The sequence below is a fragment of the Alienimonas chondri genome (assembly GCF_013036045.1).
GTDB lineage: Bacteria > Planctomycetota > Planctomycetia > Planctomycetales > Planctomycetaceae > Alienimonas > Alienimonas chondri.
In genome coordinates this window covers 26766-52338 of sequence record NZ_WTPX01000007.1, presented here as the reverse complement: position 1 = coordinate 52338, position 25573 = coordinate 26766, and the positions used below count along the sequence as shown (strand labels likewise).

Annotated in this window: 14 protein-coding genes; 5 read left to right on the top strand and 9 right to left on the bottom strand. The window is 68.8% G+C overall.

Annotation, left to right across the window (positions count from 1 at the left end):
• Window positions 1-30 precede the first annotated feature (30 nt).
• The 6 genes from LzC2_RS02200 to LzC2_RS02175 all read right to left on the bottom strand — a co-directional run bounded on the left by LzC2_RS02200 (window position 31) and on the right by LzC2_RS02175 (window position 12839).
• Window positions 31-1461 (bottom strand): sulfatase, encoded by a 1431-nt coding sequence (locus LzC2_RS02200; protein WP_171183266.1) that lies wholly within the window; start codon window positions 1459-1461, stop codon window positions 31-33.
• Window positions 1461-3065, bottom strand: a complete 1605-nt coding sequence (locus tag LzC2_RS02195; protein WP_171183264.1) for a ribulokinase — start codon at window positions 3063-3065, stop codon at window positions 1461-1463. The genes LzC2_RS02200 and LzC2_RS02195 overlap by 1 nt, the downstream gene beginning before the upstream one ends.
• Before the next feature lie 66 nt (window positions 3066-3131).
• On the bottom strand, window positions 3132-4070 hold the full coding sequence (locus LzC2_RS02190) for a dihydrodipicolinate synthase family protein (protein ID WP_171183262.1): 939 nt from the start codon (window positions 4068-4070) through the stop codon (window positions 3132-3134).
• A complete protein-coding gene (locus LzC2_RS02185) occupies window positions 4067-5662 on the bottom strand; it encodes a sodium:solute symporter family protein (protein WP_171183260.1) in 1596 nt (531 codons plus the stop codon). Before LzC2_RS02185 ends, LzC2_RS02190 begins: the two co-directional genes overlap by 4 nt.
• A 76-nt stretch (window positions 5663-5738) precedes the next feature.
• Entirely contained in the window at window positions 5739-6959 is a 1221-nt protein-coding gene (locus tag LzC2_RS02180) for a DUF3748 domain-containing protein (RefSeq protein ID WP_171183258.1), read from the bottom strand.
• 132 nt (window positions 6960-7091) lie between these two features.
• Window positions 7092-12839: a hypothetical protein gene (locus LzC2_RS02175; protein WP_171183256.1), complete on the bottom strand. Its 5748-nt coding sequence runs from the start codon at window positions 12837-12839 to the stop codon at window positions 7092-7094.
• A 297-nt stretch (window positions 12840-13136) separates the two neighbouring features.
• On the opposite strand from LzC2_RS02175, the gene LzC2_RS02170 reads away from it, so the two are divergent.
• The 5 genes from LzC2_RS02170 (at window position 13137) to LzC2_RS02150 (ending at window position 21091) form a co-directional block, all read left to right on the top strand.
• On the top strand, window positions 13137-16142 hold the full coding sequence (locus LzC2_RS02170) for a PSD1 and planctomycete cytochrome C domain-containing protein (protein ID WP_171183254.1): 3006 nt from the start codon (window positions 13137-13139) through the stop codon (window positions 16140-16142).
• 167 nt (window positions 16143-16309) lie between these two features.
• Entirely contained in the window at window positions 16310-17290 is a 981-nt protein-coding gene (locus LzC2_RS02165; protein ID WP_171183251.1) for a M28 family peptidase, read from the top strand.
• Between the two features lie 80 nt (window positions 17291-17370).
• Complete coding sequence (locus LzC2_RS02160) at window positions 17371-18282, top strand: uracil-DNA glycosylase (protein WP_171183249.1); 912 nt, start codon at window positions 17371-17373, stop codon at window positions 18280-18282.
• 271 nt (window positions 18283-18553) lie between these two features.
• A complete protein-coding gene (locus LzC2_RS02155) occupies window positions 18554-20272 on the top strand; it encodes a hypothetical protein (protein WP_171183247.1) in 1719 nt (572 codons plus the stop codon).
• Window positions 20273-20350: 78 nt separating this feature from the next.
• Window positions 20351-21091: a YqgE/AlgH family protein gene (locus tag LzC2_RS02150; protein ID WP_171183245.1), complete on the top strand. Its 741-nt coding sequence runs from the start codon at window positions 20351-20353 to the stop codon at window positions 21089-21091.
• Between the two features lie 22 nt (window positions 21092-21113).
• On the opposite strand, the gene LzC2_RS02145 is transcribed toward LzC2_RS02150, so the two are convergent.
• The 3 genes from LzC2_RS02145 to LzC2_RS02135 form a co-directional block, all read right to left on the bottom strand.
• Window positions 21114-22337: an outer membrane protein assembly factor BamB family protein gene (locus LzC2_RS02145; protein ID WP_171183243.1), complete on the bottom strand. Its 1224-nt coding sequence runs from the start codon at window positions 22335-22337 to the stop codon at window positions 21114-21116.
• Entirely contained in the window at window positions 22325-23518 is a 1194-nt protein-coding gene (locus LzC2_RS02140; RefSeq protein ID WP_171183241.1) for an iron-containing alcohol dehydrogenase, read from the bottom strand. Before LzC2_RS02140 ends, LzC2_RS02145 begins: the two co-directional genes overlap by 13 nt.
• 109 nt (window positions 23519-23627) lie before the next feature.
• Complete coding sequence (locus LzC2_RS02135; protein ID WP_171183238.1) at window positions 23628-25517, bottom strand: sulfatase family protein; 1890 nt, start codon at window positions 25515-25517, stop codon at window positions 23628-23630.
• Between the last annotated feature and the right edge of the window lie 56 nt (window positions 25518-25573).

Below are 25573 nucleotides of genomic sequence, written 5' to 3'. Positions count from 1 at the left end.
GAGATGAATTGTTAAGGGTGACGGGAACGATCAGCGATCGGCAGATTCGGGCAGTCGGGCGTCGACGGCGGCCAACCGGTCGAACAACCGGTCTTTCCAAAGCTCACGCAGCGCCGGATCGTTTGCGGCGAGGTCGGTTCTCTCCCCCGGGTCGGCGGAGAGGTCGTACAGTTCGAGGGCCTCGGTCTCGTAGAAATAAATGGCTTTGTAGCCGCCGACCATCAGCGCCGAATGCGGGCCGACGAACGGCGCCTGCGGATCGTTCCAACCGACCGGCCGGGTGGGGAACGCGACGCCTGTCTCCGGGTGATAATAGGGGAAGTGCCAGAGCATCTTCCGGGCGCCCCGCGGTTCGCCGTGCCCTTCGATACGCCGCCGAATCGAGATGCCGTCCAGCGGGCGCGTGTTCAAGGGGATCACACCGGCGTAGTCGGCGAAGGTGGGCAGGAGGTCCGTCCCGATCACCGGCGCGTCGATCGTTTTGCCGACCGGCACGCCGGGGCCGCGGACGATCATGGGCACCCGCACGCCGCCTTCGTAGAGCGTCCATTTATGCCCCCGCAGCGGAGCGTGACGGGCGAACCGCGGATCGCCGCCGTTGTCGCTGAAGAACACGACCAGCGTGTTCTCAGTAAGGCCGGATTCTTCGAGCGCCGTTAAGAGCCGACCGACCTGATGATCCAGCGTTTGCACGAATGCGGCGTACTGCGCCCGCGACTGCTGCATACCGGATTCGTTTCGATATCGGTCTGTCAGCCACTTCGCCCGCGGCTTCACCGGGGTGTGCACATAGAAGTGACTGACGTGCAGATAAAACGGCGCCGCGTCCGTGCCGCGGTTCTCAAGATAATCAATCGCCCGATCGGTGAGGGAGTCTTCGGGGAACGCCCCGTCGGGCGTCGGTTCCTTCGAGCGGTCGGTGTTATAAGGGTGTCCGCCGAAATCCTCGACGGCAGTCTCAAACCCCTGCTTCGGCGGGCCGAACTCCGGGCTCCAACCGAGATAGCGGCCGTGATGCGGGTTCAGATGCCACTTGCCGAAGAACGCGGTGTCGTATCCGGCGTCGCCGAGCACCTCCGCGGTCGTCACCTCTTCCAACGGGAGTTGCAGCGTATAGGGAGGCGTTTTCAGCGGCGCCCCGGGGATCGCCTGTCTTCCGGCCTCCGGTTTGGTGACGAACGTGAAGTTCAGCCGCGCCGGCGACCGGCCGGTGAGGATCGCCGCCCGGCTGGCGGAGCAGATCGGCGCCGGCGCGTAGGCCTGCGTGAACCGAACCCCCTCCGACGCCAGCCGGTCCAGCGCGGGCGTCTCGAACGGCCCGCCGTAACAGCCGAGGTCTTGATACCCCAGATCGTCGGCGAGTATAAGCAAAATATTTGGCCGCCCCTTATTCTCAGAGGGCGGGGCGCCGGGGAGCGGGGCCGCGAGCAGGGAGCACGCGAGCAGCGACGTGACGGACATCAATTTATACCTGCTGGCGAAGTCGGTCCGAAGGTTTCGGCGAGCCGACGATAGTCTTGATACACCGTTTGATAGAGAGCGGCGGCCTCCGCGTTCGGCGCGATGCGGGCCTCGACGGGGACGGGTTCGGCCATCGCTTCGATCGTCTCCGCGACGGTGTCGAACCGACCGGCGGCGACCATCCCCAAGATCGCCGCCCCCAGCGCCGGAGCTTGCCGTGCGGGGTGCACGTCGATCGGTTCGCCCAGCACGTCGGCGTAGATACGCACCAGTTCCGGGTTGTGATGCGGCAGGCCGCCGGTCGCGATCAGGCGTTCGATCGGCACGCCGTTCTCGCGATGCAGATCCACGATCCACCGCAGTCCGCACGCGGAGGCCTCCAGCAATGCCCGGTACAAATGGCCCGGCCCGGCGTTCAGCGACAGTCCGGTGAACGCTCCCCGCAGGGAGCCGTCCATCAACGGGGTGCGGCAGCCGTTCAGCCAATCAAGACAACGCACGCCGTCCGCCCCCGGCGGCAGCCTCATCGCATCGGCCGACATTGAGTCGAACGAATCATGCCCGACCAGTCTCTTCAACCAATCAAAGGCGTCGCCGACGGCCGCCTGGCCGGTTTCATAACCGAACAGCCCCGGCAGGATGCCGCCCTCCACGACGCCGGCCAGGCCGGGGACGAATTGTTCTTCCGTGGCGTTCAGCATGTGACAACTACTCGTCCCCAGCACCATCACCAGCGTCCCGGGCGCCGCGGCGCCGACGCCGGGGACGGCCGCGTGAGCGTCGATCACCGCCGCGGAGACCGCGATCCCCGCGGGCAACCCCAGCGCCGCAGCCCGCTCCTCCGTCAGCCGTCCGGCGACCTCGCCCGGCGCCAGTTTCCGCCCGGGCAGCTTCGTTCGCACCGCCTCGGCGAGATCGGGATGCACGGCGGCGAAGTAGTCGTCGCTCGGGTAGCCCTCCTCCTTCGACCACAATGCTTTATAGCCCGCCTGACAGGTCGAACGAGGCAGTGTATCGGCCTCGCCGCCGACGAGTCGCCAGACGAACCAGTCGCCCCCTTCGAGCCACACCTCCGCGGCGGCGGCGATCTCCGGAGCGTCCTCGATCGCCTCCAACATCTTCGGTTGGAGCCACTCCAGCCCGATGATGCCGCCGTATCGTATGAGAAACGCTTCGTCCCGCTCCGCAGCGATGCGGTTCATATGAGCCGTCTGTGCGACGGCGCCATGGTGCTTCCACAACTTCGGCCAAGCGTGCGGCTGGTCGGCGAAGCGGTCCAGCTTGCAGAGCGGCGTGCCGTCGTTGGTCGTCGGCAGCATCGTGCAACTGGTGAAGTCCACGCCGACGCCCACGACTTCGCTCGGATCGAGGTCCGCTTCGGTCAGCGCCGCCCGCACGGCGACCGCGGCGGCGGCGAGCCAGTCGTCTGGGTCCTGCAGAGCGAAGCGGGGCGGCAGCGGGCGGTCCGGTCCGGGCAGCGATCGAACGATCTGCCCATGTTCATAATTCGCCTCCGCCGTGCCGCGTTCGTTCCCGTCCGCATCGGCGAGCAGCGCACGGACCGACTCGGTTCCGAAATCCAATCCGAGGGCGACGGCGGTCATCGTGTCAGACGACTTTCGAGCTACAGAGAAGGAGCGTTCCGGAGACTGCGGAGGAGAGACGCGGTGTCATGAAGTCCATTCCGCGTCGATCGTTTCCAACACCGCGGCGACCTTCGCTCGCTCCGGCGGGAGAAACTTATTGAAGGGCTCGGCGAGGGCGTCGCCGCAGATCCCCCGCAGCGACAATGCCGACTTTATCGCTTTGATATGACGGGAGGCGTACTTGCCGATGTCGTACATCGCCCCCAATCGCTCGACCTGCTGTTGAAGCCGGGCGACGGCGGCGTCATCCCCCGCGACCGCGGCGATATACAGGGCGACGAACAGCTTGGGGAAGACGTTCGCCCCGCCGCACACGCCGCCGTCGCCGCCGAGACGGAGCGACTCCGCCAGCTTGCTTTCCGGGCCGATCAGGACGCTCCAGTCCGGCCGCAGACGCTTCTTTAATTCGACAAGGCGGGCGAAATAGTCGAGGTCGCCGCCGGAGTCCTTCACGCCGACGATCGGGTCGAGCTGCGACAGCGCCTCCACCGTGTCGATTTCGAACACGACCTTCGTCAGCGCCGGCATATTATAGAGCATCACCGGCAGCGGGATCTCCTGAACCAGTCGTTCGACGTATTGCCGCAATTCGGTCTGGCCGGCGGGAAAGTAGTAGGGCGGAGCGAGGACGACGGCGTCGGCTCCGCAGTCCGCGGCATGCCGGGCGAGAGCGATCGATTCTTCCGCGGAGGTGTCCGTCACGCCGATGAGCAGCGGGACGCGGCGCCCGCCGGCGGCGACGCTTTCGCAGGCCGCGCTGACCACGTCGCGCTGCAATCGGTGGCTTAACGACGGCCCCTCGCCGCTGCTGCCCAAGGCGAACAGGCCATGGACGCCGCCGGCGACGACGTGGGCGATCAGCCGCTCCAATCCGTCGCGGTCCAGTTCGTCCGGGCCCTTCTCGGACGGTCGCAGCGGCGTGACCAACGGCGGCACGAGGCCGTGATAGCGAGATAGACTCATACGGTCGCTTCGACGGGGGGAGGCTCGGGCCGGCGTCCGATCGGGGGAATGCCCGCGAGGAACCCGACGCCCAAAATAATGGCGGTCCCGATCACCGCGGTGAGATTCGGGTGCAGCGTATAGCGATAATCGGCGAGGGCGTCCGGCCAGACGTCGGTCGGCGAGAGCGCCATCCAGGCGACCACATGCAGCCCGCAGACCACCGCGATCGCCGCCCCGGCGGAGTTCGTTCGGCTCGCCATGCCCAGCAGGAACAGACCGACGATCCCGCCGCTAAAGATGCTCGCCAGCATCCACCAGATATCTAATGCGCTGTCCGTCAATCGGATCAACGCCAGGGCCATCCCGGTTCCGAGGACGCCCCACATCACCGTGGCGACCCGCAGGACCGTGACGGAGGCGGTTTCGCCGGCCTCCGGGGAGAAGAACCGTTTGTAGAAGTCTTCGAGAATGAGCGTGGCGGAGGAGTTCAGGCTGGTCGAGACGGTGCTCATCGCCGCGGCGAAGATCGCTGCGATCAGCAGGCCCCGCAGGCCCGCGGGCATCTGCGTGACGATGAAATACGGGAAGACGCGGTCGCCGATATTCGAGTTCGTCAACTCCGCAGCGACCGTCGGCTCTTCGCCAGGTTCGGCCGCGTTATTTCGCTCCTCGGCGACGATATTCCGCACGTCCGCCAACGATTCCGGCAGCGATTGATAATAGACGAACAGCGTCGTCCCGATGAAGAAGAACAGGGCGCTCATGGGGACGTACAGCAACCCGCCGAGCCACAGGCTCTTCTTTGCGGCGACGTCGGAGTCGGCGGCGATGTATCGCTGGACGTAACTCTGGTCGACGCCGAAGTTCTGCAAATTAATGACGATGCCGTACAGCAGCACGACCCACACCGTCGAGGTCGTCCAGTCCTCGATCGACCAGGAACCGAACGAGAATTTCTCCTGTTCCGCGGCGACTTCCACGACCGTGCCGACCCCGCCCGGGATCGCCCACAGCATCGCGATCAGGCAGGCCACCGCTCCGACGGACAGCACGATCGCTTGAATCGCGTCCGCCCAGATCACCGCGGCGATGCCGCCGACGAACGAATAAATCGTGACGGACACGCCCGTGACGAGGATCAACGTCGCCATGTCCCAGCCCAACAGCATTCGCATGGGCAGGGCCATCAGATACATCACCACCCCCATCCGGGCGATCTGCGTGAGCAGATAAAACACGCTGACGTAGATCCGCGCCCACAGCCCGAAGCGGCGCTCCAAAGCGGCGTAGGCGGAGACGTCCCGGCTCGCTCTGTAATAGGGGACGAACCATTTGACCGCGATCAACGTCGCGATCGGGATCGCGAGGCTGAAAACGAACGGGTTCCAATTGTCGGCGAAGCTTTTCCCCGGCAGCGCCAGATAACTGATGCTGCTGAGGTAGGTGGCGAAGATCGACAGCCCGCACACCCAGCCCGGCAGCGATCGATTGCCGGTGGTAAACCCCTCCGAAGACCCGCCCCGCCGCGCGAACGCGAAGCCCAGCGCCATCGTCGCCGTGAAGTACACGGCTAATACGATCCAGTCGATGGCCGAAAACGCGCCGATCATTCCACACCTCTTTTTGAACTGGGCGATTCGACGACGACGGTCGATTTTATGACGACGGCGGCGGGCGTCGGGGCGTTCATCCGTTCTCCCCCGCGGGGACGACGAACAACTGATCGCAATCCCCGACCCGCTGCATATACGCGATGCGCGAACCGTCCGGGGCGAATACGCAGGCGTGGGGCGTCGGCCCGGGCGCCGCGTTCGCCGTGAGACGGTCGACCCGCCCCTCGACCACGTCGACCGTGCAGACGCTGCCGTCGCCGATGAAGGCGATCCGGGCGCCGTCCGGGCTCCAGGTACACGCGGAGGTCGGTTCGATCCGGCCGTCGGTCACCTCTCGGATCGCTCCGCCGCCGCTGTTGATCAGGCAGACCCGCACGCGACCGTCCGCGCCGGTTCGATAGAACGCGATCTCGCCGGTCGGAGAACTGACGGGCCAATGCCGGGGGCCGGAGACGCCCGGGTGTTTCTCGGCGCCGGTGAACGTCAGGCGGATTTGCCGGGCGCCGGCGGGCGGGTTCGGACGGGTGGTCGGCGTGCCCTCCAGCGGTCGGCCGGGGGCCGCGACGGGGACGTCCGGCAGTTCGACTTTGAAGACCTCGGAGAAGGCTTCGCCCTGTTCGCCCCGCACCTCCCCGAAGAAGGCGAGGCCGCGGGAGTCCGGCAGCCAGGCGTCGGAGTACGCCCGGGCGATCTCGTCGCTGCCCGGCCGCGGTTCATCGGCGACCTCGGTCACCACGGCGGTGAATCGACCGTCGTGGTTCCGCGGGTGGTCGGCGGGGACGCCTGTCGGAATCGGCCAGGTCACCGCGACGACGCGGCGGTTCTGCGGAATCTCGGGATCGTCGGCGACGGCCAGTAGATGGTCCTCATAGGTCGAGGCGACCCGCCGGCCGTCGAGGCTGAAGGTGTGCAGATGGGTGCCGCCCCGCAGCGCCCCGGGGGTCCGCGGGGGGGACAGGTCGCGGGCGTCGAGGATGGTCGCCGGGCCGCCGATCGGCACCGTCATGCCGAACCGATGCCACGCCGCGTAGGCCCAGTCGTCGGTCGGGTTCTCCGGCCCCCGGAGGAACAGAGCGTGCCCGCCGCGGGTCGTGGGGACGCCGCAGGCGGCGGTCGGCGGCGCTTCGTACAGCGTCTCGATCCGTCCGGTCGCGACGTCGACCCGTTCGATCCGGCGGCCGTCGAATACGGTCTCGTCCGTTCGCAGATCGTACAGCAGCCACCGCGAGTCCTCCGTCCAACAATCCCTGTTGGCGAGGACGTGTCCCGTCGCCGACGGAATTGGTATCGTCAATGGGTGCTTTCCCCCCTTCGATTCGGCGCGACGGCGACCGTTCCCCGATCAGGTCTCCGATCACGGGTTCTCGGCGTTTCGGTGAGCGTGCGTTCCGCCTATTCAATCCGCGGCCCGGCGGCCGAACGCGGATCAGAACCGCACTTCGAAGCGGACGTCGCCGCTGTGCAGGACGACGTGTTCGCCCAAATCGGCGCGGTAGCTGGCGGAGAACTGCACCGGCCCCTCGCCGATCGTCAGTCCCGGACCGATGACGAACCGATCCGCCCCGAAGTCGACGCCGAGGCCGGCGAACCCGTCCGAGGGAGCCGCGGCGAACGCGGCGGCGTAGCGATCGGTCGATCCGGCGGAGACGTCGCGGCTGTAGTAGGCCGCCAGCGTGCCGGCGATCGGGATCGCTCGCACGGCCGTCAACCGGCGTCCGGCCCGGGCGCCCAGTCGCACGCGGAGGGCGTTGAGCGTGGAGTCTTCGACGTCCAACGCCAAGACGCCGCCGCGCTCGGCGAAGCCGTCCCGCGAGGCGTGGGTGTGCCGCAACCCGATCACCGGGGTGAGGAAGGCCCCTTCGTCGCCGAGCATCACCCCCGCTTCGGCGTCCAGCGCGGCGAGGGCGCCGTCGAAGCTCGACGTCGTCGCGTCGGTCAGGGGGAAGTTGGGGTTTGCGATGTGCAGGTCGCGGCGGCCGTCATGAGCGCCGAATCCGCCGAACGCCGTCGCCCGGCCGAAGGTCCGCCCGGCCGACACGCCCAGCGAACCGCCCACGCGATGCACGTGGCTGGTCACGCTGCCGCGGGCGGCGGGAACGCGGACGGTGATCGATTCGAAGCCGTAGAACGTGCCGACGTCGACGCAAAACCGACCGCGATCGAACGTCTCGCTCAGCCCGACCGCGGTTCCGACGTTGCCGAATTCGGTTCGCGACGCGTTTCTGTCACCGCCGATGCGTCCGCCGGCGCCGTAAGCGTGTTGCCATCCGCGGAGACCGCAACGTCCCCCCAGCGCCCCGTGGCGTTCGCCGCACCGGGCGCAGAGAACCGGGGCCGGTGTGGAACGGGCGGCGACGGCGTCGAGGAACAGGAGCGAACTGCGATTGAGAGCGGCCAGGTGGGAGCCGTAGACCTCGCCGTTCAATTGGGTCAGTCCTCGCCGAACCTCGGCGGCGTCGGGGAGGGTGTCGAGGGCGTCGCGAATCGGACCGAGGGCCGCGACGTTCGCGGACGCGTCCAGCGCCCCGCCGACCGCGAACTGATTCGCGTTGCCGGCCAGGGCCGCGGTCGAACGGTCCCGGGCGGCGACCACGCCGAAGGAGTTCGGGGTGACCAGCGGGGCGAACCGCACCCCGGCGATCGATTCGCGGAGGATCGGGGCGTCGAGCACGGTCAGGCCGTCGCTGGCCGTGAGGAAGTCGTAGCGGGTCCCGACGGCGTAGGGCCGATTCGGGCCGAACCGCAAGACGTTCAACGTCCCGCCGTTCACGACCGCGGCGCCGGCGATCGCGATCCGGTCGAAGTCCCGCCCGGCGACCGGGGTCGCGCCGAGCGGGACGGCCACCAGTTCGATGTCGAACGTCGTGGAGGGAACGAAGGCGGTCCGTCCCGCGATCGCGATGATTCCGGGGCTGTTGCCGGGGGCGATCCTGCCGCGAACCGTCAGGCCGTCGTTACCCCCGGCGCCACCCGCTCCCGTGCCGGTGACCAACGTGCCGGAGCCGTGGAGCGTGCCCTGTTCGTCGATCACCAGCGACGGCACCGTGAGTCCGCCGTCGAGGAGCAGGTCCGCATCGAAGACGGAGGAGTCGGTCAATCGGAAGATTCCGCCGTCGACGACGATCAGTTCGCTGTTTTCATGGGCGTCCAGGGCGGCGGCGGTGAACGCCCCGCCGCCGATCGTCAGCGACCCGTTCTCCTCGAGCGTGACCTCGTGCGCATTCAATACGCCGCGGCTGTCCGCGTCACCGACCACGGCGACCTGTCCGTCGATCCACAGATCGCCGACGGACAGTGTTCCCTCCCGCGAGACGGTCAAGCTCCCTCCCTGATCGACGAAAAGCCGTCCCCGCGGCCCGGCGCCGGTCGGGTCGCGGTCGGTCGTCGCGGCGCCTGCGATCGTTAGTTCTCCCCCGTCGGCGACGACGACCGATCCCAACGCCGCGACGCCCTCGACGGTCAGCGAGCGGCCGAACAGCGTGCCGGCGCTCAGGGCGGTCGCCGCGGCGACGGAATCCGGGGCGAAGGTTCCCAACTGGACGCCCTCGCCGACCGTCAACGTGCCGGTCCGGCCCACGGCGATCTCGTCGGCGAACAGCCGACCGGTCGCCGTGACGGCGATCGCGCCGTCGGTCGTGAGGTCCCGCAGCGGTTCGGAGAACAGGTGAAAGAATGAGCTGCCGGTCTCGGACAGCCCGGCCACGGTCAGCGTGGAGCCGGCGCCGACGACCGTCTCGGACAGAGACACGGCTCCGTGGATCGTCAGGGCGCCGCCGGTCGCCAGATTGGTTCCGAGCAAGGTCGGGCCGGAGTGGTCCCCGGACAGGTGCAGGGCGGCGTCGGCTTCGACGGTCACCTCCGCATCGCCCGTCACCGAGAGCGACTGAGCTTTGAAGAACCCGCCGAGCGTCGCGACGGCGTCGGCCCCGTCGAAGATCGTGGCTCCGGTCAGTTCGACGTCCCCGCCGAGATCGGCGCGGCCGCCGGTCATCGTCAGCCCGATCGCATCCGGTCCGTTTGTCTCCAACCAGGCGTGTTCGTCCATCGACACGGTTCCGCCCGTGATCCGGAACGATTCCCTCAGACTGAGGTGACCGGCGAGGTCGAACGTCCCGTCGACGAGCAGCTCGGAGGCGGCCAGCGATCCGCCGGCCGCCACGGTGACGGCGCCGTGCTCGCCGATCGTGAAGGCGTTCAGCGGGCTGGCGATGTCGTCGAAGTCGGCGCGGGTGGAGACGGCGCCGGTGATGAGGAGGTCGCCGCCGGTCGCCGAAACGGTCCCGAGGCCGGCTTGACCGTGGAGCGTCAGCGTGCCGCCCGAAACCGCGGCGCCGTCGACGACGTTCAAGGCGTCGATCGAGACCGCCCCGCCGGTCACGTCGAGTCGTTCGAAGGCGTTGGGGCCGTTCAGGGTCGAAGTTCCCCCGGCGAACAGCGCGTCCGCGGCGCCGAGGAGGTCGAACGTGTTCAGCGTCCCGCCGTCGACGGTCAGCGAGTCGAACGCGGCTTCCCCCCAAATCTCCGCGTCGCCGTCGACGAAGGTCGCGGCGCCGGTCTGGAGCGAGCCGACCACGTTGACGATGAGGGATCCCGCGGAGCGCAGGTCGTCGGTTTGCAGAGTCCCGTCGACCGTGACGACGCTGTCGCTGAGGAGGTCGGTCCCGCCGAGCGAAGCGGTTCCGCCGACGGTCAGCGAGCCGCCGTTCAGGCCGTCGCCGATGCGGGCGGAATCGGCGTGGAGCGCCCCGGCTGAACTGGCATGGTCGGCGACCGACACGCTCCCGCCGCCGTCGATCGTCATCACCCCGGCTTTCAGCACGCCGGACTCAACGACGTTCACGGCGCCGCCGTCGACCGTCAGCGCCTTCCGCACGTCTTCGGCGAGAGCGTCGGAGTCGGTCTCCACTTCGCTCTCGATACGCAGCGTGCCGGCGAAGACGGTCGTCGCGCCGAGGGCGGCCCTTTTCGAGACCGTCAGCGTTCCGCCGTCGAGGCGGGTCGAGCCGGCGACCTCCAAAGTCTGGAAATCCCCGGCTTCGACGATCCCGCCGGCGACGGTCAGATCGCCCAACGCCGTCTGTCCCGACAGGTCGACCGTGCCTCCCTCGACGTGCAACGCATCGAACGAGGACGTTCCTCGAAGGGCGACGACCCCGTCTTCGACCGCGACGGTCCCGGCGGTCAGCGTCGCGCCCGACGCGGTGTGAAGTTCGCCGCGCGTCGCGACGTCGCCGGTCGTCAGGGCGCTGCCGAACAGCGCTCGCAGCTCGGCGGAGTCGTGGATCGAAAGGCCGCGCAACGCGTCGGCGGCGTCGCGGGTGTCCGCCGTCCCGGAGACGACGAGCGATCCGGCTCTCGAAAGCGTCGTTTCCCCGAGCGACGCGGCCCCGTCGACCCTCAACTGGCCGCCCTCGTTCGAGTCCGCCGCGCCGATCAGGGTGGAGTCCGCCACGATCAGCGAACCGGCTTCGGCCCCGCCGGTCCGGGCGTCGACCGTGGCGGTCGCCCCGCCGCGTACGGTCAGGGATCGGGTGGAGTGCCGACCGTCCTGCCTGATGACGAGGGCCGCGTCGCGATCTTCAATCAGCGTCTGCCCGGACAGCGCCGCGCGGCCGGCGATTTCGGCGGTCGCCGCGTCGGAGAGACGGAGGTTCTCGCCGCGGAGGAGACCCGTTCCGGCGACGATCAACGTCGAACCGGGGCCGTCCGCGGAGACCTCGGCGTGCACGGTCGCGTCTCCCCGAACGTGGGCTCCGCCGCGCAGCACGGAGAGGGAGTCGGCCTGCAGACGGCCCGCCGTGCCGAGATCCAGCAAGGCGTCGGCCCCGTCGACGGTCAGGTCGTTCGCGACCGTCGTATGACCGCCGACATTGGTCTGGCCGCCGGTCACGGTCAGGCGATCGATCTCCACCTCGCTGCCGCCCAGGAAGCCCGTGTCCCCTGAGGACCGCACGTGTCCCGCGTCCAACCGGCCGCCGGCCCGCACTTCGAGGTGGCCGGCGGTCGTTAGGGAATCGGAGATGAGTTCGCCGATGACGGCCACGACCCCGTTCCCGCGGACGCTCGTCGCGCCCGTCGAAGCGCGTCCGTAGATCGTGAGTTCGCCGCCGTTCGCTCCGCCGCCGCCGACGGTCGCGGAGGTGATGAACAACGTCGCCTGATCGACGTCGCCGCCGTTCCCGATCTGAACCAGGGCGCCGTCGTCCACGCGGAGGGAACCGCCGGTCAGCGTCCCGCCCTCCTGGACTTCGAACCGCGTCCCGCTGCCCGTCGCCAAGATCGCATCGGCTGCGGCGGCCGTACCGAGAACGGTCCAATCCGCTCCGCCCGAGGCGGCGAAGGCGGCTCCGGTCAGCAGTCCGCCCGACCTCACCTCCAGGTTCGTCGTGGCTCCGTCGCCGGTCACGGCGCCGACCGCGGCTGCGGTTCCGGAGACTTCGATGAAGGATCCTGCACTGAGTTCGATCCCCCCGCCGAGCGCCCGCAGCGTGCCCCCCGCCTGCACGTCCATGGTGGAGTTGTCTTTCAGGACGAAGCCGCCCGCCTCGCTGATGAGATCGCCCGCTGCCGACGCTTCGCTCCCGGCTTCGAACAGGACGTCATCCAAGACGTGAAACGAACCGTTCTCACTGACCCTGACCTGCCCCGATTGCGAGAAGACGCCGCGGTTTGCGCGGAAGGATCCGGAGACGAGCGCGTCGCCGCCGCCGAGGAAGATCAGATGGCCGTCGGTCGTCACCGTGCTCTGGCCCTGAGTCTCCAGCAGGCCGGACGACCCGATCAGCAGATTGCCGCCGACGTTCAGTCGGCCTTCGACGTCCGCGTACCGGAACAGGCCGAAGTCCAGGCGGGAGTCCAGCCGGCCGCCCTCCAGGATGACCACCTCCCCGTCGTTCTCAACGAAGTCAGCGGTGAGGAAGCCGGGACCGCCGGAGCCGTTCCCGAGGATCGTCACCCGACCGTGGCTCCCGACGCCGGGAGCGGCCTCGACGGTGAGACGCCCGACGGACCAAACGTCGTCCACTTGGTAAGTCGTGCCATGAGAGACGACGACATCCTGGGCTCCCGCCGCCGCGGCGACGACGGCGACCAGCAGCGCCGCCGGCACGAACCGGGCGCGTGACTTCTCCGGCAGGGAGCGGGCGCTGTTTACAGGCGGTGCAATCGGGGGCATCCGTGCCGGATCGAACAAGACGCTGACAGAGCGCGGGGCGACACGGCGTGCGCCGCCCCCTTCGCTTCCGAACGTTTCGGCTGCGAAGCGTGGAAGCAATCAGCGAAATCCCGGCGGGGAACGGAAAAGCGCTCGATTTGCGGACGGCGACCCGCAGCGCGCCGCATCCCGGGGCGCGCCGCCGCCGGGGCGCGGGCATTTCATTCCGTTTTTGATGCCGATGCATCAGCGTGTACGATGGCACGTCGCGGCGGCCCGGGGGGACGCTGCCGTTCGCTTCCTCAGAGAGTTCGTTTCATGACTCACGCGGCGATCACGAACTGCACGACGGCGGCGCTGCTCGTCCTGGCCCCGTTGGCCGGCGCCGCGGAGGGCGAGCCGACGGCGGAGCAACTGGCCTTCTTCGAAAAGGAAGTCCGCCCGCTGCTGGCGGAGCATTGTTATTCCTGTCACAGCACGCAGGCCGAGAAGGTCCAGGCCGGGTTCCTCGCCGACAGCCGGGCCTCGTTGCTGGCGGGGGGCGATTCCGGAGCCGCGCTCACGCCCGGCGACCCGGAAGCGAGCCTGTTGATCGAAGCGGTGCGGTACGAATCGTACGCCTACGACATGCCGCCCAGCGGCAAGTTGCCGGACGAGGAGATCGCGACGCTGGAACGCTGGGTCAAGATGGGCGCCCCCTGGCCGCAGGAAGCGGCGCCGACCGGCGACGCGGCCGAGCCGGAGTTCGATCTTGAGGCTCGAAAGGCGGACCACTGGGTCTGGCAGCCGGTGGAATCGCCCGCCGTGCCCGCCGTCGCGGATCAAGACTGGCCGCGAACCGACGCGGATCGCTTCATCCTCGCAGAGTTGGAGGCGAACGGGTTGGAACCCGCCGCCGACGCCGAGCGCTCGGCGCTGCTGCGTCGGCTGACGTTCGATCTGATCGGATTGCCGCCCACGCCGGAGCAAACGCGGGCTTTCCTGAACGATCCGTCGACCGACGCGACGGCAAAACTGGTCGACGAACTGCTGGCCTCGCCGCACTTCGGCGAGCGCTGGGGCCGGCGCTGGCTCGATCTGGTCCGTTATGCGGAATCGCGGGGCCACGAGTTCGACAACGACGCCCCGAACGCCTTTCAATACCGCGACTATATCATTCGCGCCCTCAATGCGGACGTCCCGCACGACCAACTCGTGCGGGAGCATCTCGCCGGGGATCTCTTGGCCGAACCTCGCTTGAATCCCGAAGAAGGCTTCAACGAGTCGATCCTCGGAACCGGGTTCTGGTTCCTCGGCGAATGGGTGCACTCGCCGGTCGATATTCGCAAGGACGAGGCGGACCGGTTCGACAATATGATCGACGTGATGTCGAAGGCGTTTCTGGGCGTGACGGTGTCTTGCGCCCGCTGTCACGATCATAAATTCGACGCGATCTCGACGGCCGATTATTACTCGCTCGCGGGGTTCCTGCAGAGCAGCGACTATCGACAGGTGCGGTTCGAATCGTCGGAGCACAACGGCCGCGTCGCGGACGAACTGGCCGCCGTCGACGAACAATATCGCTCGCGGATCGCCGACCTGCTGGCGGAACGCGGCCTCGTTCCGCCGCAGCCGCAGCTGCTTGCGGAAGACTTGCGCGAATCGATCGTCGTCGATTACGGCGACCTGCCCGCGGAGTCCTATCGCCAGGACGGCTACCTGTTCGGTCCGCGGCCGCTCCGCATCGGCGAGCCGTATTGGACGACCGTCGAGGGCAAGAACCAACTGGCGTTCGCCGCGGCCGACGCCGCGATCAGCGACCCGATCTGGCACGGCCTGGAGTCCATCTCCGAACCGAACACCGCGAACCGCAGCAAACTCGCCAAGCTGCCCCGCAGCGGACGCACGTTGCGTTCGCCGACCTTCGACCTGACCGACGCCGTCGTCAACTGCCGCGTCCGCGGAGCCGGCCATGTGGTCGCCTGCGTCGACTCGCACCGGCTGGTCGCCGGACCGCTGCACGGCGAGACCGTCCAACAGATTCGTGAGGGCCAGGACTGGGTGACGCTCCGGCTCGGGCGTTACGTCGGGCATCGCGTGCACCTTGAATTCACCCCCGCGGAGGGGGCGCAACTCGAAGTCTCGCTGATCGCTCAGGGGCTCTCCAAGCCGCAACAGTCGCAACTCGATCGGGTTGCCGTCGATGCGGACGCGGCGGCGATCTACGCGGACGAAGCCCGCCGAATCCTGGATGCGGAGGCCGGCGATCTCACGCGGTCGTGGGCGGAAGAACGCGAGGCGTTGCGGGAGACGATTCAGTTCCGCTCCCACCTGGCGATGGCGATGTTGGACGGGACGGGGGAGGACCAGCCCATCTTTATCCGCGGGAATTCCTCCAAGCCGGGGGAGGTGGAGCCGCGACACTTCCTGACGGCCGTCTCCGGGGATGAACCGATGGAGATTCCGGTCGGTAGCGGCCGGTTGCAGTTGGCGGAGGCGATCAACGACCCTGAGAACCCGCTGACCGCCCGCGTCGCCGTGAACCGCATCTGGCATTCGTTGATGGGGCGGGGGCTGGTGCCGACTCCCGACGACTTCGGCGTGCTCGGCCAGCGACCCACGCACCCGGAATTGCTGGATTATCTGGCGTCGGAGTTCCTGCGCGACGGCCGCAGCCTGAAGCGGACGATCCGGCGGATCGTGCTCTCGCGGACCTATCAGATGGGCAGTCGAACGAACCCGACGGCGGTCGCCGCCGATCCGACCAACCGCCTCTGGCACCATCGGCCGCCCAAGCGACTAGAGGGGGAAGCGATTCGCGATGCGTTGCTGGCGCTGTCCGGGCGGCTCGACCCGACGCTCTACGGCCCGCCGGTGCCGATTCACCTCACCTCCTTTATGGACGGCCGCGGCCGTCCGCCGCGCAGCGGACCGCTGGACGGGGCGGGGCGCCGGTCGATCTATACGGCGGTTCGGCGGAACTTCCTGTCGCCGTTTATGCTCGCGTTCGATACGCCCGCCCCGTTCAGCACGATGGGGCGTCGGAACGTTTCTAACGTGCCGGCGCAGGCGCTCATTCTGCTCAACGACCCGTTCGTCGCGGAGCAGGCCGAAGCGTGGGCCGCACGGGCCGTCGAAGCGGAGGCCTCGGAACGCGAGCGGATCGCATGGCTCTATGAAACCGCGTTCGCCCGGTCGCCGACGACGGTCGAAATCGATGTCGCGACGGCGTACCTGCGGGCCATGTCCGACGACGATCCGCAGAGTGAAGGGAACGAGTCGGGACGCTGGGCGGACCTCGCCCATGCGTTGATCAACACCAAAGAGTTTATCTTCCTGCGATAAACGCCCCGCCTGCGATTCGAGGGAACGACCGATCCGACGCGTTCGCGAAGGCGCCCGCGTAGTCTGCGAAAGACGCACGCTCAGCTCTCGCGGACGCTTCGGGGTAGTATGGGAGCCGCGTCCTGGCTTCGCGCTTCATTCCCCCATCCCCCATTTCGGTCTCCGTGATGGTCGCCCCGCTCGAATTCATGCTGTTGCTCTCGGTCGCGGTGGGCGGCGGGGAACCGGACGCCGAGGCAACGCGGCGCCTGGAACGCCGAGTGGTCGCGATCTCCGCCGCGGAACCGCTGGTCGGACGCGGCGAGGCGATCGAGGATGAACTGAAGGCGCTGCGACTGATGCCCCAGCGGCGGACGTTCCAGAGCGCCGGCGGGGAGGGCGCGAACCTGCTCGCCGAGGTTCCGCCCGCGGCGAACGGAACGCCGGTGCGCACGTTGATGGTGGGGGCGCATCTGGACCGGGTCGAGGCGGGAACCGGGGCCGTCGACAACGCCGCCGGCTGTGCCGCGGTGCTGGAGTTGCTCGGCCGGTTTCAGGCGAAGCCGCTGAAGCATCACCGCGTCGTCGGCCTCTGGTTCGACCAGGAAGAGCAGGGCTTGCTGGGGTCTCGCGCCTTCGCGGAGGCGGTCGGGGAACCTGATACGGAGGGCGCCGCCGCGACGTTCCCGGACCTATTCGTGAACATCGACGTGTTCGCTTACGGCGACACGCTGTGGGTTCATCACCCGGACGAAACCGATCGCGCCGCCGCCGAGAAGTTCGTCGCCGGGACGGCCGATCGGGGCGAGCGGGCGGAGCCGTTCCCTGCGGTCGTGGGGGCCGTCTATCCGCCCAGCGATCACCGTTCGTTCGCGGCGCGACGGCGGGGCGCCGAGCCGGGATCGGCGGCGGCGAAAATGACCGTCCTCTCGCTCAGTCTGCTGCCGAAGGAGCAGATTCTCGAAACGGTGACGTTCCTCGAAGCGATGGAAGGCGGCGCCCGACCGGCGCGGGCCGGCCTGCCGAAGGTGCTCGCCCTGATTCACACCGCCAACGATACCCCCTCCGCCGTGCAGCCGGCGGACGCCGTCGCCGGGATCGACGCGGTCGAAGCGGGCCTGCGGGCGCTCGATGCGGCAGCCGGGGGCGACACGGACGCGCCCGAGTAGGCCGCGGAGAAACGAGCGACTCCGGGCGGTTGGGCAGCGCGGCGGTTGCGTCGCGGGGCGGCGGGGGGGACGGTGTGCGGATGGACCTCGATACGCTCCGCCAAGCCGTGATTCGCCGGCTCGACGCCGACCGCCGGGCCGGCCTGACGCACTTTCCCAAAGGGGAAGCGTTCGCCCTGTCCGCCGCCCCCGCGGACGACGCTCAAGAGATCGGAGCGTCGCCCGACGGCGCGCCGCCTAGCGGCGACGGCGAAGCGGGGAGCGTCGTTCAGCGGCCGGATCGGGCGGCGGGACGGTTTGCGGAAGGGATGAAGCAGGACCTCGCGGCGGCGGCCTCGTCCCAGCCGGTCGCCGCGTCGGGGGCGGCGCTCTTCGAGACCGGCGCCGCGGGGGCGGGGAACGCGGAACGCTCCACGATGCCGGCCGCGGAGCGGGCGTCGGCGTTGAGCGTCATCGAACAGACGGTCAGCGGCTGTCCCCGCTGTGCCGAACTCGCCGCGACGCGGAATCACACCGTGTTCGGAACCGGCGATCCGTCCGCGGCGATCCTGTTTTTGGGCGAGGCGCCGGGCGCGGACGAAGACGCGACCGGCGAGCCGTTCGTCGGCCGGGCGGGAAAGCTGCTCGATGATATTATCAAAGCCTGCCGGCTGAAACGGGAAGAGGTTTATATCTGCAACGTGTTGAAGTGTCGTCCGCCGGGCAACCGGAATCCCTCGCCCGCGGAGGCGGCGAACTGTCGGGAATATCTCGACGCCCAGATTCGCCTCGTCGACCCGGACTATATCGTCTGCTGGGGGTCGGTTCCGTCCAAGGAACTGTTGAATACGAAGCAGGGGATCGGCAAGCTCCGCAAGCAGTTCTTCCCGTACGGCAGGGCGAAGGTCGCCTGTACTTATCATCCGAGTTATCTCCTGCGAAACCCCGCGGCGAAGAAGGAAGTGTGGGCCGATATGAAGTGGCTGTTCGCCGATATGGGCGTGACTCTGTAGGTTCCCCGACTTGAGATTCGCGGGGCTTGAGCGAAAAGCGTTCAATTCGGCGTTTCCCCGTGCGCGAAGCGGGTACGTCCGCTAGGAACGCGACGCTCGACGGGCGGCGGGGCGGAATCGTTTCGCTAAACGGCAAATATCCCGCAGGCGGTCGGGGCGGCGGGTAGGGTCGCCGGCCTCGATTCCGGTGCAGCAGCGCTGCTTGTCGGTCGGGGACCCGCGACGGATCGCGTCGCCTCGCACCCCACACGCCCTGCCCCGAGGTCTCGCCGTGGCTGACCGCCCTCTCTTCACGTTCACGCCTGCCGTTCCGTCCGCTTCGTTCGAGCGGACGGCGGCGCCCCTCGCCCCCGTTCGTTCATCCCGTCGCTTGAACGTCGGGTCGAGCGTCGCCTCGGCGCTGCGGGGGCGGGTGAAGGTCGCCGGTTGGCGTGCCGCCGGGGCCGTCGCCTTGGGCGGATTGCTCGGCGTGGCGACGGTCCCGCTGACCGGGTCGCCGGCGGTTGCGGGCTGTCCCTGTGCGAACCGCGCCGTCGCTTCAGCGCCGATGTCGATGGCGATGCCGGCCCCGATGGCGATGCCGGCCCCGATTGCGGTGTTTTATGCCGCCGGGCCCTACGGGGGAGCTGCGTACGACCTGCAGCCGACGCCCAGCTACGTTCCTCAGCCTCTGCGGAGCCGCGTCGCGCAGAGCATGCCGGCGTCCGCGAGCGACTCGGAGGGCTTCGAGCCCGTGCCGCGGCGTTCGGCGGCGCGTGTGATGGATCGCGTGGCCCTGGGGCGGACTCGGTGGCAGGACGAGGGGGTTCGCAGCCCGCTCACGGCGCCGCGGCCGGGCGATCCGCTGCCGCCGCTGCCCGCCGGACCCGACGAAGGCCACGGTGACGATCCGCCGGCCGACGTACCGCTTCCGCCGGCCCCGGAGACCGAAGAAGCCCCGCTCGATTCGCCCCCTGAGGGCGAGGGGAGCGAGCCGATGGAGATGCCGGCGGACCCCTCCTTCGGCGAGCCGGAGACCGGCGGATCGGAGACCGAGGAACCGATGCCGCCCCGCGGCGGGGAGCGGCTGGAAATTCTTCCGGACCCGGTTCTCGCCCCGCTGCCGTTGCCGATCGACGATTCTGAGGGCGAGACGGCGGACCCCGAAGACGCGGCGAACTCGGACGGCCCGGCCGACGGATGGGCTCCGGTGGAACGCTCCCCGCTGATGCCGCCGACGGCGCCGGGTTTCGGCGACCTGCGGTCCAATCCGGACCGCGCTCCGCACGCGACAGATTCCTCGGGCCACAATTCGTCGGTCGATCCGTTCGCCCCGACCGGTCCGGACGTGATCGATGCGCCGCGTTCTTCCGGTCCGGCGACGGCTGAACGCAGCGTACGGTCGATGCAGGGGCCCGCGGTCGGCTCCCATCCGTTTGCGGGTCCGTATGGGGCGAGTCCGTCGCCCGTCGCGGGTTGGGGCGCCCATGGCGCCGGCTACCTTGGCGCCGGCTACCAGGGGTTCGGGGCCGCGGGCGGCTACGGCTACATTTCCAGCTACGCCCCCAGCGGCTTCGGGGCGGACGACGCGGCCTACGGTTGGGCTGCGGCCTACGCCACGCCGGCCTGTGGGACGGGCGGCTGCGGGGGGGCGGACTGGGGCGGATACGCTGCGAACTCGTTCGCTCAGTACGCCGGCTCGCCCTGCGTCGCCTCTCCTCACTTCGGTGGTTCTGCCTGCGGCTGCGGAACGGGCGGCGGCGGACTCTTCGGACTCGTCCCGGATACGTCCGGGTGCGGCGTCGGCTGCGGAGCGGGGTTCGGCGGCTACGCCGGCTGCGAAACGGGCTGCGGCGGGTTCTCGGAGTACAACGCTCACGGGGGCGGCTTCGGCGGGCGGTATCAGGCGGGCTACGCCCCGATCTGGACCGGCGCCCCGGGCGGTTACGGCGTCCCGTCCGGCTCGGCGTGCAGCGGCGGATGCGGCGGAGGAGCGTTCGGCCCTTTCTGAACGCCGAACGGGGCGGCGCTTCGAGAGGCTTGTGCGAGGGGGCTGTGCGGGCCGCCGGGCGGCGTTAGAGTGACGCCCATGGCCGCCCCGCCCGCCGATCCGTCGAACCCCTCCGGCTCCTCCGGGGAGTCCGGCCGTCCCCGGTCGGGGGCTTCCGGGAAGGGGCGTTCGAAGGCGGACCGCCCACGCCGCGACGACCGTGCGGACGACCAGATCGGTTCGGACGGCGACGACCCCTCCGGCGGCTCCCTCCGTGGGCGGGTTTTGGTCGCCGGTCGTCATCTGCGGGATCCGAACTTCCATCGGTCCCTCGTGCTGCTGGTCGAGCACGGGGACGACGGGGCGTTCGGCCTGGTGGTGAATCGCCCGACCGCGACGACGGTGCGGCGGGCATTGGCCGGTCATCTGGAGATGGCGGACGGCTCCGAGCCGGTCTTCGACGGGGGGCCGGTGGAACCCGCGGCGTTGTTCGTCCTGCACAACAGCGTGGAGTTCTCCGAGGGGGAACTGCCGGTTTGCTCCGGCCTGTTCGTCGGCAACAGTCGGGAGTCCTTCGAAGGGTTGGTCAACGCCGTCGAGGCCGGCGACGAAGAGACCCGGTATCGGGTGTTCTCCGGCTGCGCCGGGTGGGGGCCGGGCCAGTTGGAGGGAGAACTCGACCGAGGGGACTGGCGAATCGTGGACGCCGACGTGGTGCTCGACGGCGCCGTCGATCCGGTGTTCGGCCCGAACCCCTACGATTCTTGGGAAACGGTCGATCGGCTCTCGGCCCGCCCGCCGCTGGACGATGCGGCCGGCGGCGATTTTCGGATGAACTGAGGCGTCCCCGACCGGGCGAACCTCACCCCCCGAAGCAGAACCAGGCGCCGTTCGGACCCTCGGTGCCGATCACCAACACGGTCCCGCCCTCGGGGCCGCCGACGGCGGGGCTGGCGACGATCCGCTTGCGGAGGTTCTGCGACCAGACCTCGCTCCCGTCCTTGGCGTTCAGGCTGCGGAGCGTGCGGTCGGCCCCGCCGAACCAGACGCGTTCCCTGGCCGTGCCGGCGCCGGTGATCACCGGGCTGCTTTCGCTGCCGGCCTTCAACAGCGTCTCCCAAACGAGCTTGCCGGTCTCGCGGTCCAGCGCCTTCACGACCTTGTCGTTCCCGGTGACGAAGACGCGGTCGTCGGTCACCGCGGCGCTCGATTTGTATTCGAACTGCCCCTCCGGCGGCGCCCGCCAGACGACGGCCTCCGCCTCCGGCACGTTCGCGCCGGGCTTGGATTGAATCACGGCGTCCACCGCCAGCACGTCGCCGGCGTAGGTGCCGAAGAACACCTTCCCGTTCGCCGCCGCGGGGGAGGCGATCAGGTAGGTGCCGATCTCCACGTCCAAGGTGACCGAGCCGTCGGCGATCTCGGCGCCGCGGAGGTGTTCGTCGCAGCCGGCGATGAAGGTTCGGGCCGTCCCGTCTTCGCCCCGCAGCACGGTGGGCGAACAGTGCACGTTGCCCTGCGTTTCCAACTGCCAGCGCAGTTCGCCGGACTTCGCATCCAGGCAGTACAGGTTGGCGTCGTAGGAGCCGAACAACACGACGGAGACCGGTTTGCCGTCGGAACCTTTGATCTCGGCGACCGTCGGGCTGCTGATGATCTCGGCGCCCGTCTCGAACGTCCACAGCTTCTTGCCGGTCTGGGCGTCGACGGCGTGCATGAAGCCGTCCTCGTCGCCCAGATAGACTCGCCCGTCCGCCACCGCGGGGGAACTGAGGAACCCGGGGCGGAACTTACCGACTTCCTCGGTTTGATAGGTCCAGATCGGCGTGCCGTCCTTGATGTTACGGCAGTGCAATTCGCCGGACAGGCCCGCCGTGAAGACATGGTCGCCGACGATCGCTGCGGTCGCGGCGACGCCGTCGGGCACCTCGACGGTCCACAGCAGTTTCGGTTCATCCGGCAGCGTATCGGCCGTCGCCCCGGTCAACTGGGGATTCCCGCGGAAGGAGGGCCAATCGCCGGCCGTCGCGGAGGAGCCTCCCCAAAGGACGCAGCCGAGGAGGACAGGAGCGGTTAGAACGCGCATCGATACAGCCCTTCGAGGTCTTCGGCGGTGACGGGGCGGGGGTTGAAGCCGGCGGTCCATTGCTCGGAGGCCAGCGAGGCGAGAGCCGGGAGGTCGTCGCCGCTCACGCCGGCTCGTTCCAGTCCCCCCGTCGCCCCGGCGAACGGCAGGAGTCCGTCTAGGAACTCCGCGAGAGCCGCGGCGGACGGCGTCAGCCCCCCGGCCGCCGCGAGGTCTTCGTAGATCGCCCGGATTGCCGGCTCTTCGGCATTGTATCGGACGACGTGCGGCAGCATGCGTCCCACCGCGATCCCGTGCGTCGTGCCGAAGCGGGCCGTCAGCGGGTTCGCCAACGCATGGGCGGCGCCCAGCATGCTCTGTTCGATCGCCGCCCCGGCCAGATGGGCGCCCAGCAGCATGGCGGAGCGGTCGTCATCGGTCGCGACGCCTTGCAGATAGGGACGAATGCTGCCCGCAAGCAGCCCGAACGCCCTGCGGGCGAACATGCCGCTCAGTTCTCCGCGGACCCGACAGGCGGCAGTTTCGACCGCATGAGAGACGGCGTCGATCGCCACCGGGGCGGCGACCTTCGCCGGGACCGTGGCGATCAGATCCGGGTCGAGCACCGCCGCGGCGAAGGCGGCCCGACCGTCGCCGCAGGCCATCTTGATGTGCGTTTCGTCGTCGGCGATCAGGGCGAAGCTCTGGGCTTCGCTGCCGGTGCCCGCGGTGGTCGGCACGCCGACGCTCGGCAGGAACGTGCCGCGTCCCTTGCCGACGCCGTGATAGTCCCGCATTGCCCCGCCGCCGGCCAGCAAAAAGTTCGCCCCCTTCGCCACGTCCATGGCGCTGCCCCCGCCCAGTCCGATCAGCAGATCGGCCCGATGATCCCGGGCGGCGGAGACGGCGGCGGAGACGTCTCGGGTCGTCGGGTTGGCGTGAACCTCCTCGAACACCGCCACCTCCACCCCCGCCGCCTGCAGGGCGTCGGCTCCCGCCGCGGCGTGCCCCGCGGCGGCGACGCCGGGATCGGTGACGACCAACGCCCGCCGGCCCAGCGGTTTCTCCCCGGACTCCGCCGAAGGAACCGCGACTTCGCCCAATCGGCCCAGCGTCCCCGCGCCGAACAGCACGCGGGTGCGGGGGCGCCAGTCGAACGCGGCCCCCTCGGTGAAGCGGGCGTCGGACCTTGCGTCAGACACGGCGGGGCGAACTCGGAGCGGGCGGGGCAGGGCGGCGATCGTCCGCCGGCGGGACCGGATGGTAGTCCGCCGGCGGACGCTCTTCGACTGCGCGTCGCCCGCGATGCCGTCAGTTCGCGGAGACGCCGGCAAACTCCTTCATCCGTTTCACGTACCCGCCATGGCTGAAATCGCAGTCCGCGATGGCCTCCATGTACGGCTCGAAGCCGTCGCCGATCCAGTCGATCACGTTGAGAACTTTCAGCGAAGCGTAGCTGTCGTTGCGGAGTAGGCCATTCCAACAGGCCCGCGCCGCCTCTTGCTCGCCCGCCCGGTACAGGATCCATGCGGCCATCACCCGGACGTGATGCGATTCGTCCTCGAGAAGGACGCGAATCGGGGCGAGGTCCAGCGCCGACGCCTCCTGCTCCTGCACGCGAAAGCAGCCCACGGTCGCCCAGTACCGCCGCCCGAGGTCGTCCGACGACAGTTCGCGGGTCAGCGCCGGCAGATCCGCCGGCGTGGCGGCCAACGCGGCCGCCGACGCGGTCTGCAACGCCCGCACGTCATACCGCTTCGGATCGCGGATGAAGTCGTAGATCGTCAGGCCGGCCTCGTCGGCGAGGCGGACGACCTCGCTCTCCGGCAGCAGCCCGGAGTCGTGGTACGTCCGCTGCCACTCGTCGAGGGCGCCGCTGAGGCGCGCCACGTCCTCGGCATATTGCGGATCGGCCACAAGGTTGTGCACGTTGTCCGGGTCGGTCGTCGTGGCGTACAGCTCGTGCACGGGCTTCGTGCCGAAGAATCGCCCGGTGATCGCGTCCGTCTTCCCTTCGCGATGGTGCTGCTCCCAGGCCTGGGTCGCCTTCATCTTCCAGAGATAATCGAGGCGCTGACCCCAGGGGGCGTACGGCATGTAGTTGCGGATATAGAGCAGCTTCCGGTCGCGGATAGCCCGGACGTTGTCGCAGCGTTCGTCCATCCGGGCGCGAAAACTGACGTGATAGTCCCGCGATTCTTTCTCCGGCCCGAGGAAGACGCGTCCCTGCAGGTGATCCGGCGTTTCCGCCCCGCACAGGGAGAGCCAGGTCCTCGGCATATCTATGAAGCTGACCAGATCCTCGACCGGTTCGCCCGGCGTTCCCGGCCGCAGGTGTTTGAACTTCTCCGGGATGCGAACGATCAGCGGGCAGTGCGTGCCGCTATTGAACAGGAATCGCTTGCTGCGGGCGATCACGCCGCCGTGATCGGAGTTATGAACGACGATCGTGTTCTCGGCCATCCCGCTTTCCTCCAGCTGCGCGAGCGCCGCCCCGATGTCGGCGTCCATCTTTTTCATCTGGTCGTGGTAATGGGCGTAGTTCTGGCGGATGACCGGGATGTCCGGGTGATAATCGGCCAGGCGCACGTCGTCCGAGCTGTGCGACGTCTTGGTGACGTCGCCGAACGCTTTAGATTCATGGGACTTGGTGTTGTTCACTACCATGAAAAACGGCTGCTGTTTCTTGAGCGTCTTCCAATCGAGTTTATTGGTGTCCCAGGCCTCGCCGTCGGGCCGTCCGCCGATGTTGTAATCGGTCTTGCGGGCGTTGCCGACGTAATAGCCGGCGTCCTTTAGAAGGTCCGGGTAATAGGGGATGCGGTCGTGGGGGATCGCGTATCGGCTCCGCATATTGTGCGTGCCCATCGACAGGGCGTGCATCCCCGTGATCCAGGTGCTCCGCGAGGGGGCGCAGACCGGCGCGTTCGCATAGCAATGCAGATACTGATGCCCCTCCGCCGCGAGCGCGTCGATATGCGGGGTCTCCGCATGGGGATTGCCGTAGCAGCCGACCCAATTGACGTTGTTGTCCTCGCAGGTCAGCCAGAGAATATTCGGCCGGTCGTTCGTCACGGAGGCGTTCGAGTCGGCGTCCGCGGCTCGGGCGACGCTCGCCCCGGCGGTCAGCAGGGCGCCGAGACAGACGGCTTGCAGAAGTCTCGCGGGGGCGGCGGACGGACGATTCGGGGCGGGCGGCATGGCGGCGTTCCGAGCGGTTCGGATGGCGTGGCGTTCGTTGATCCGAACTCTAGCCG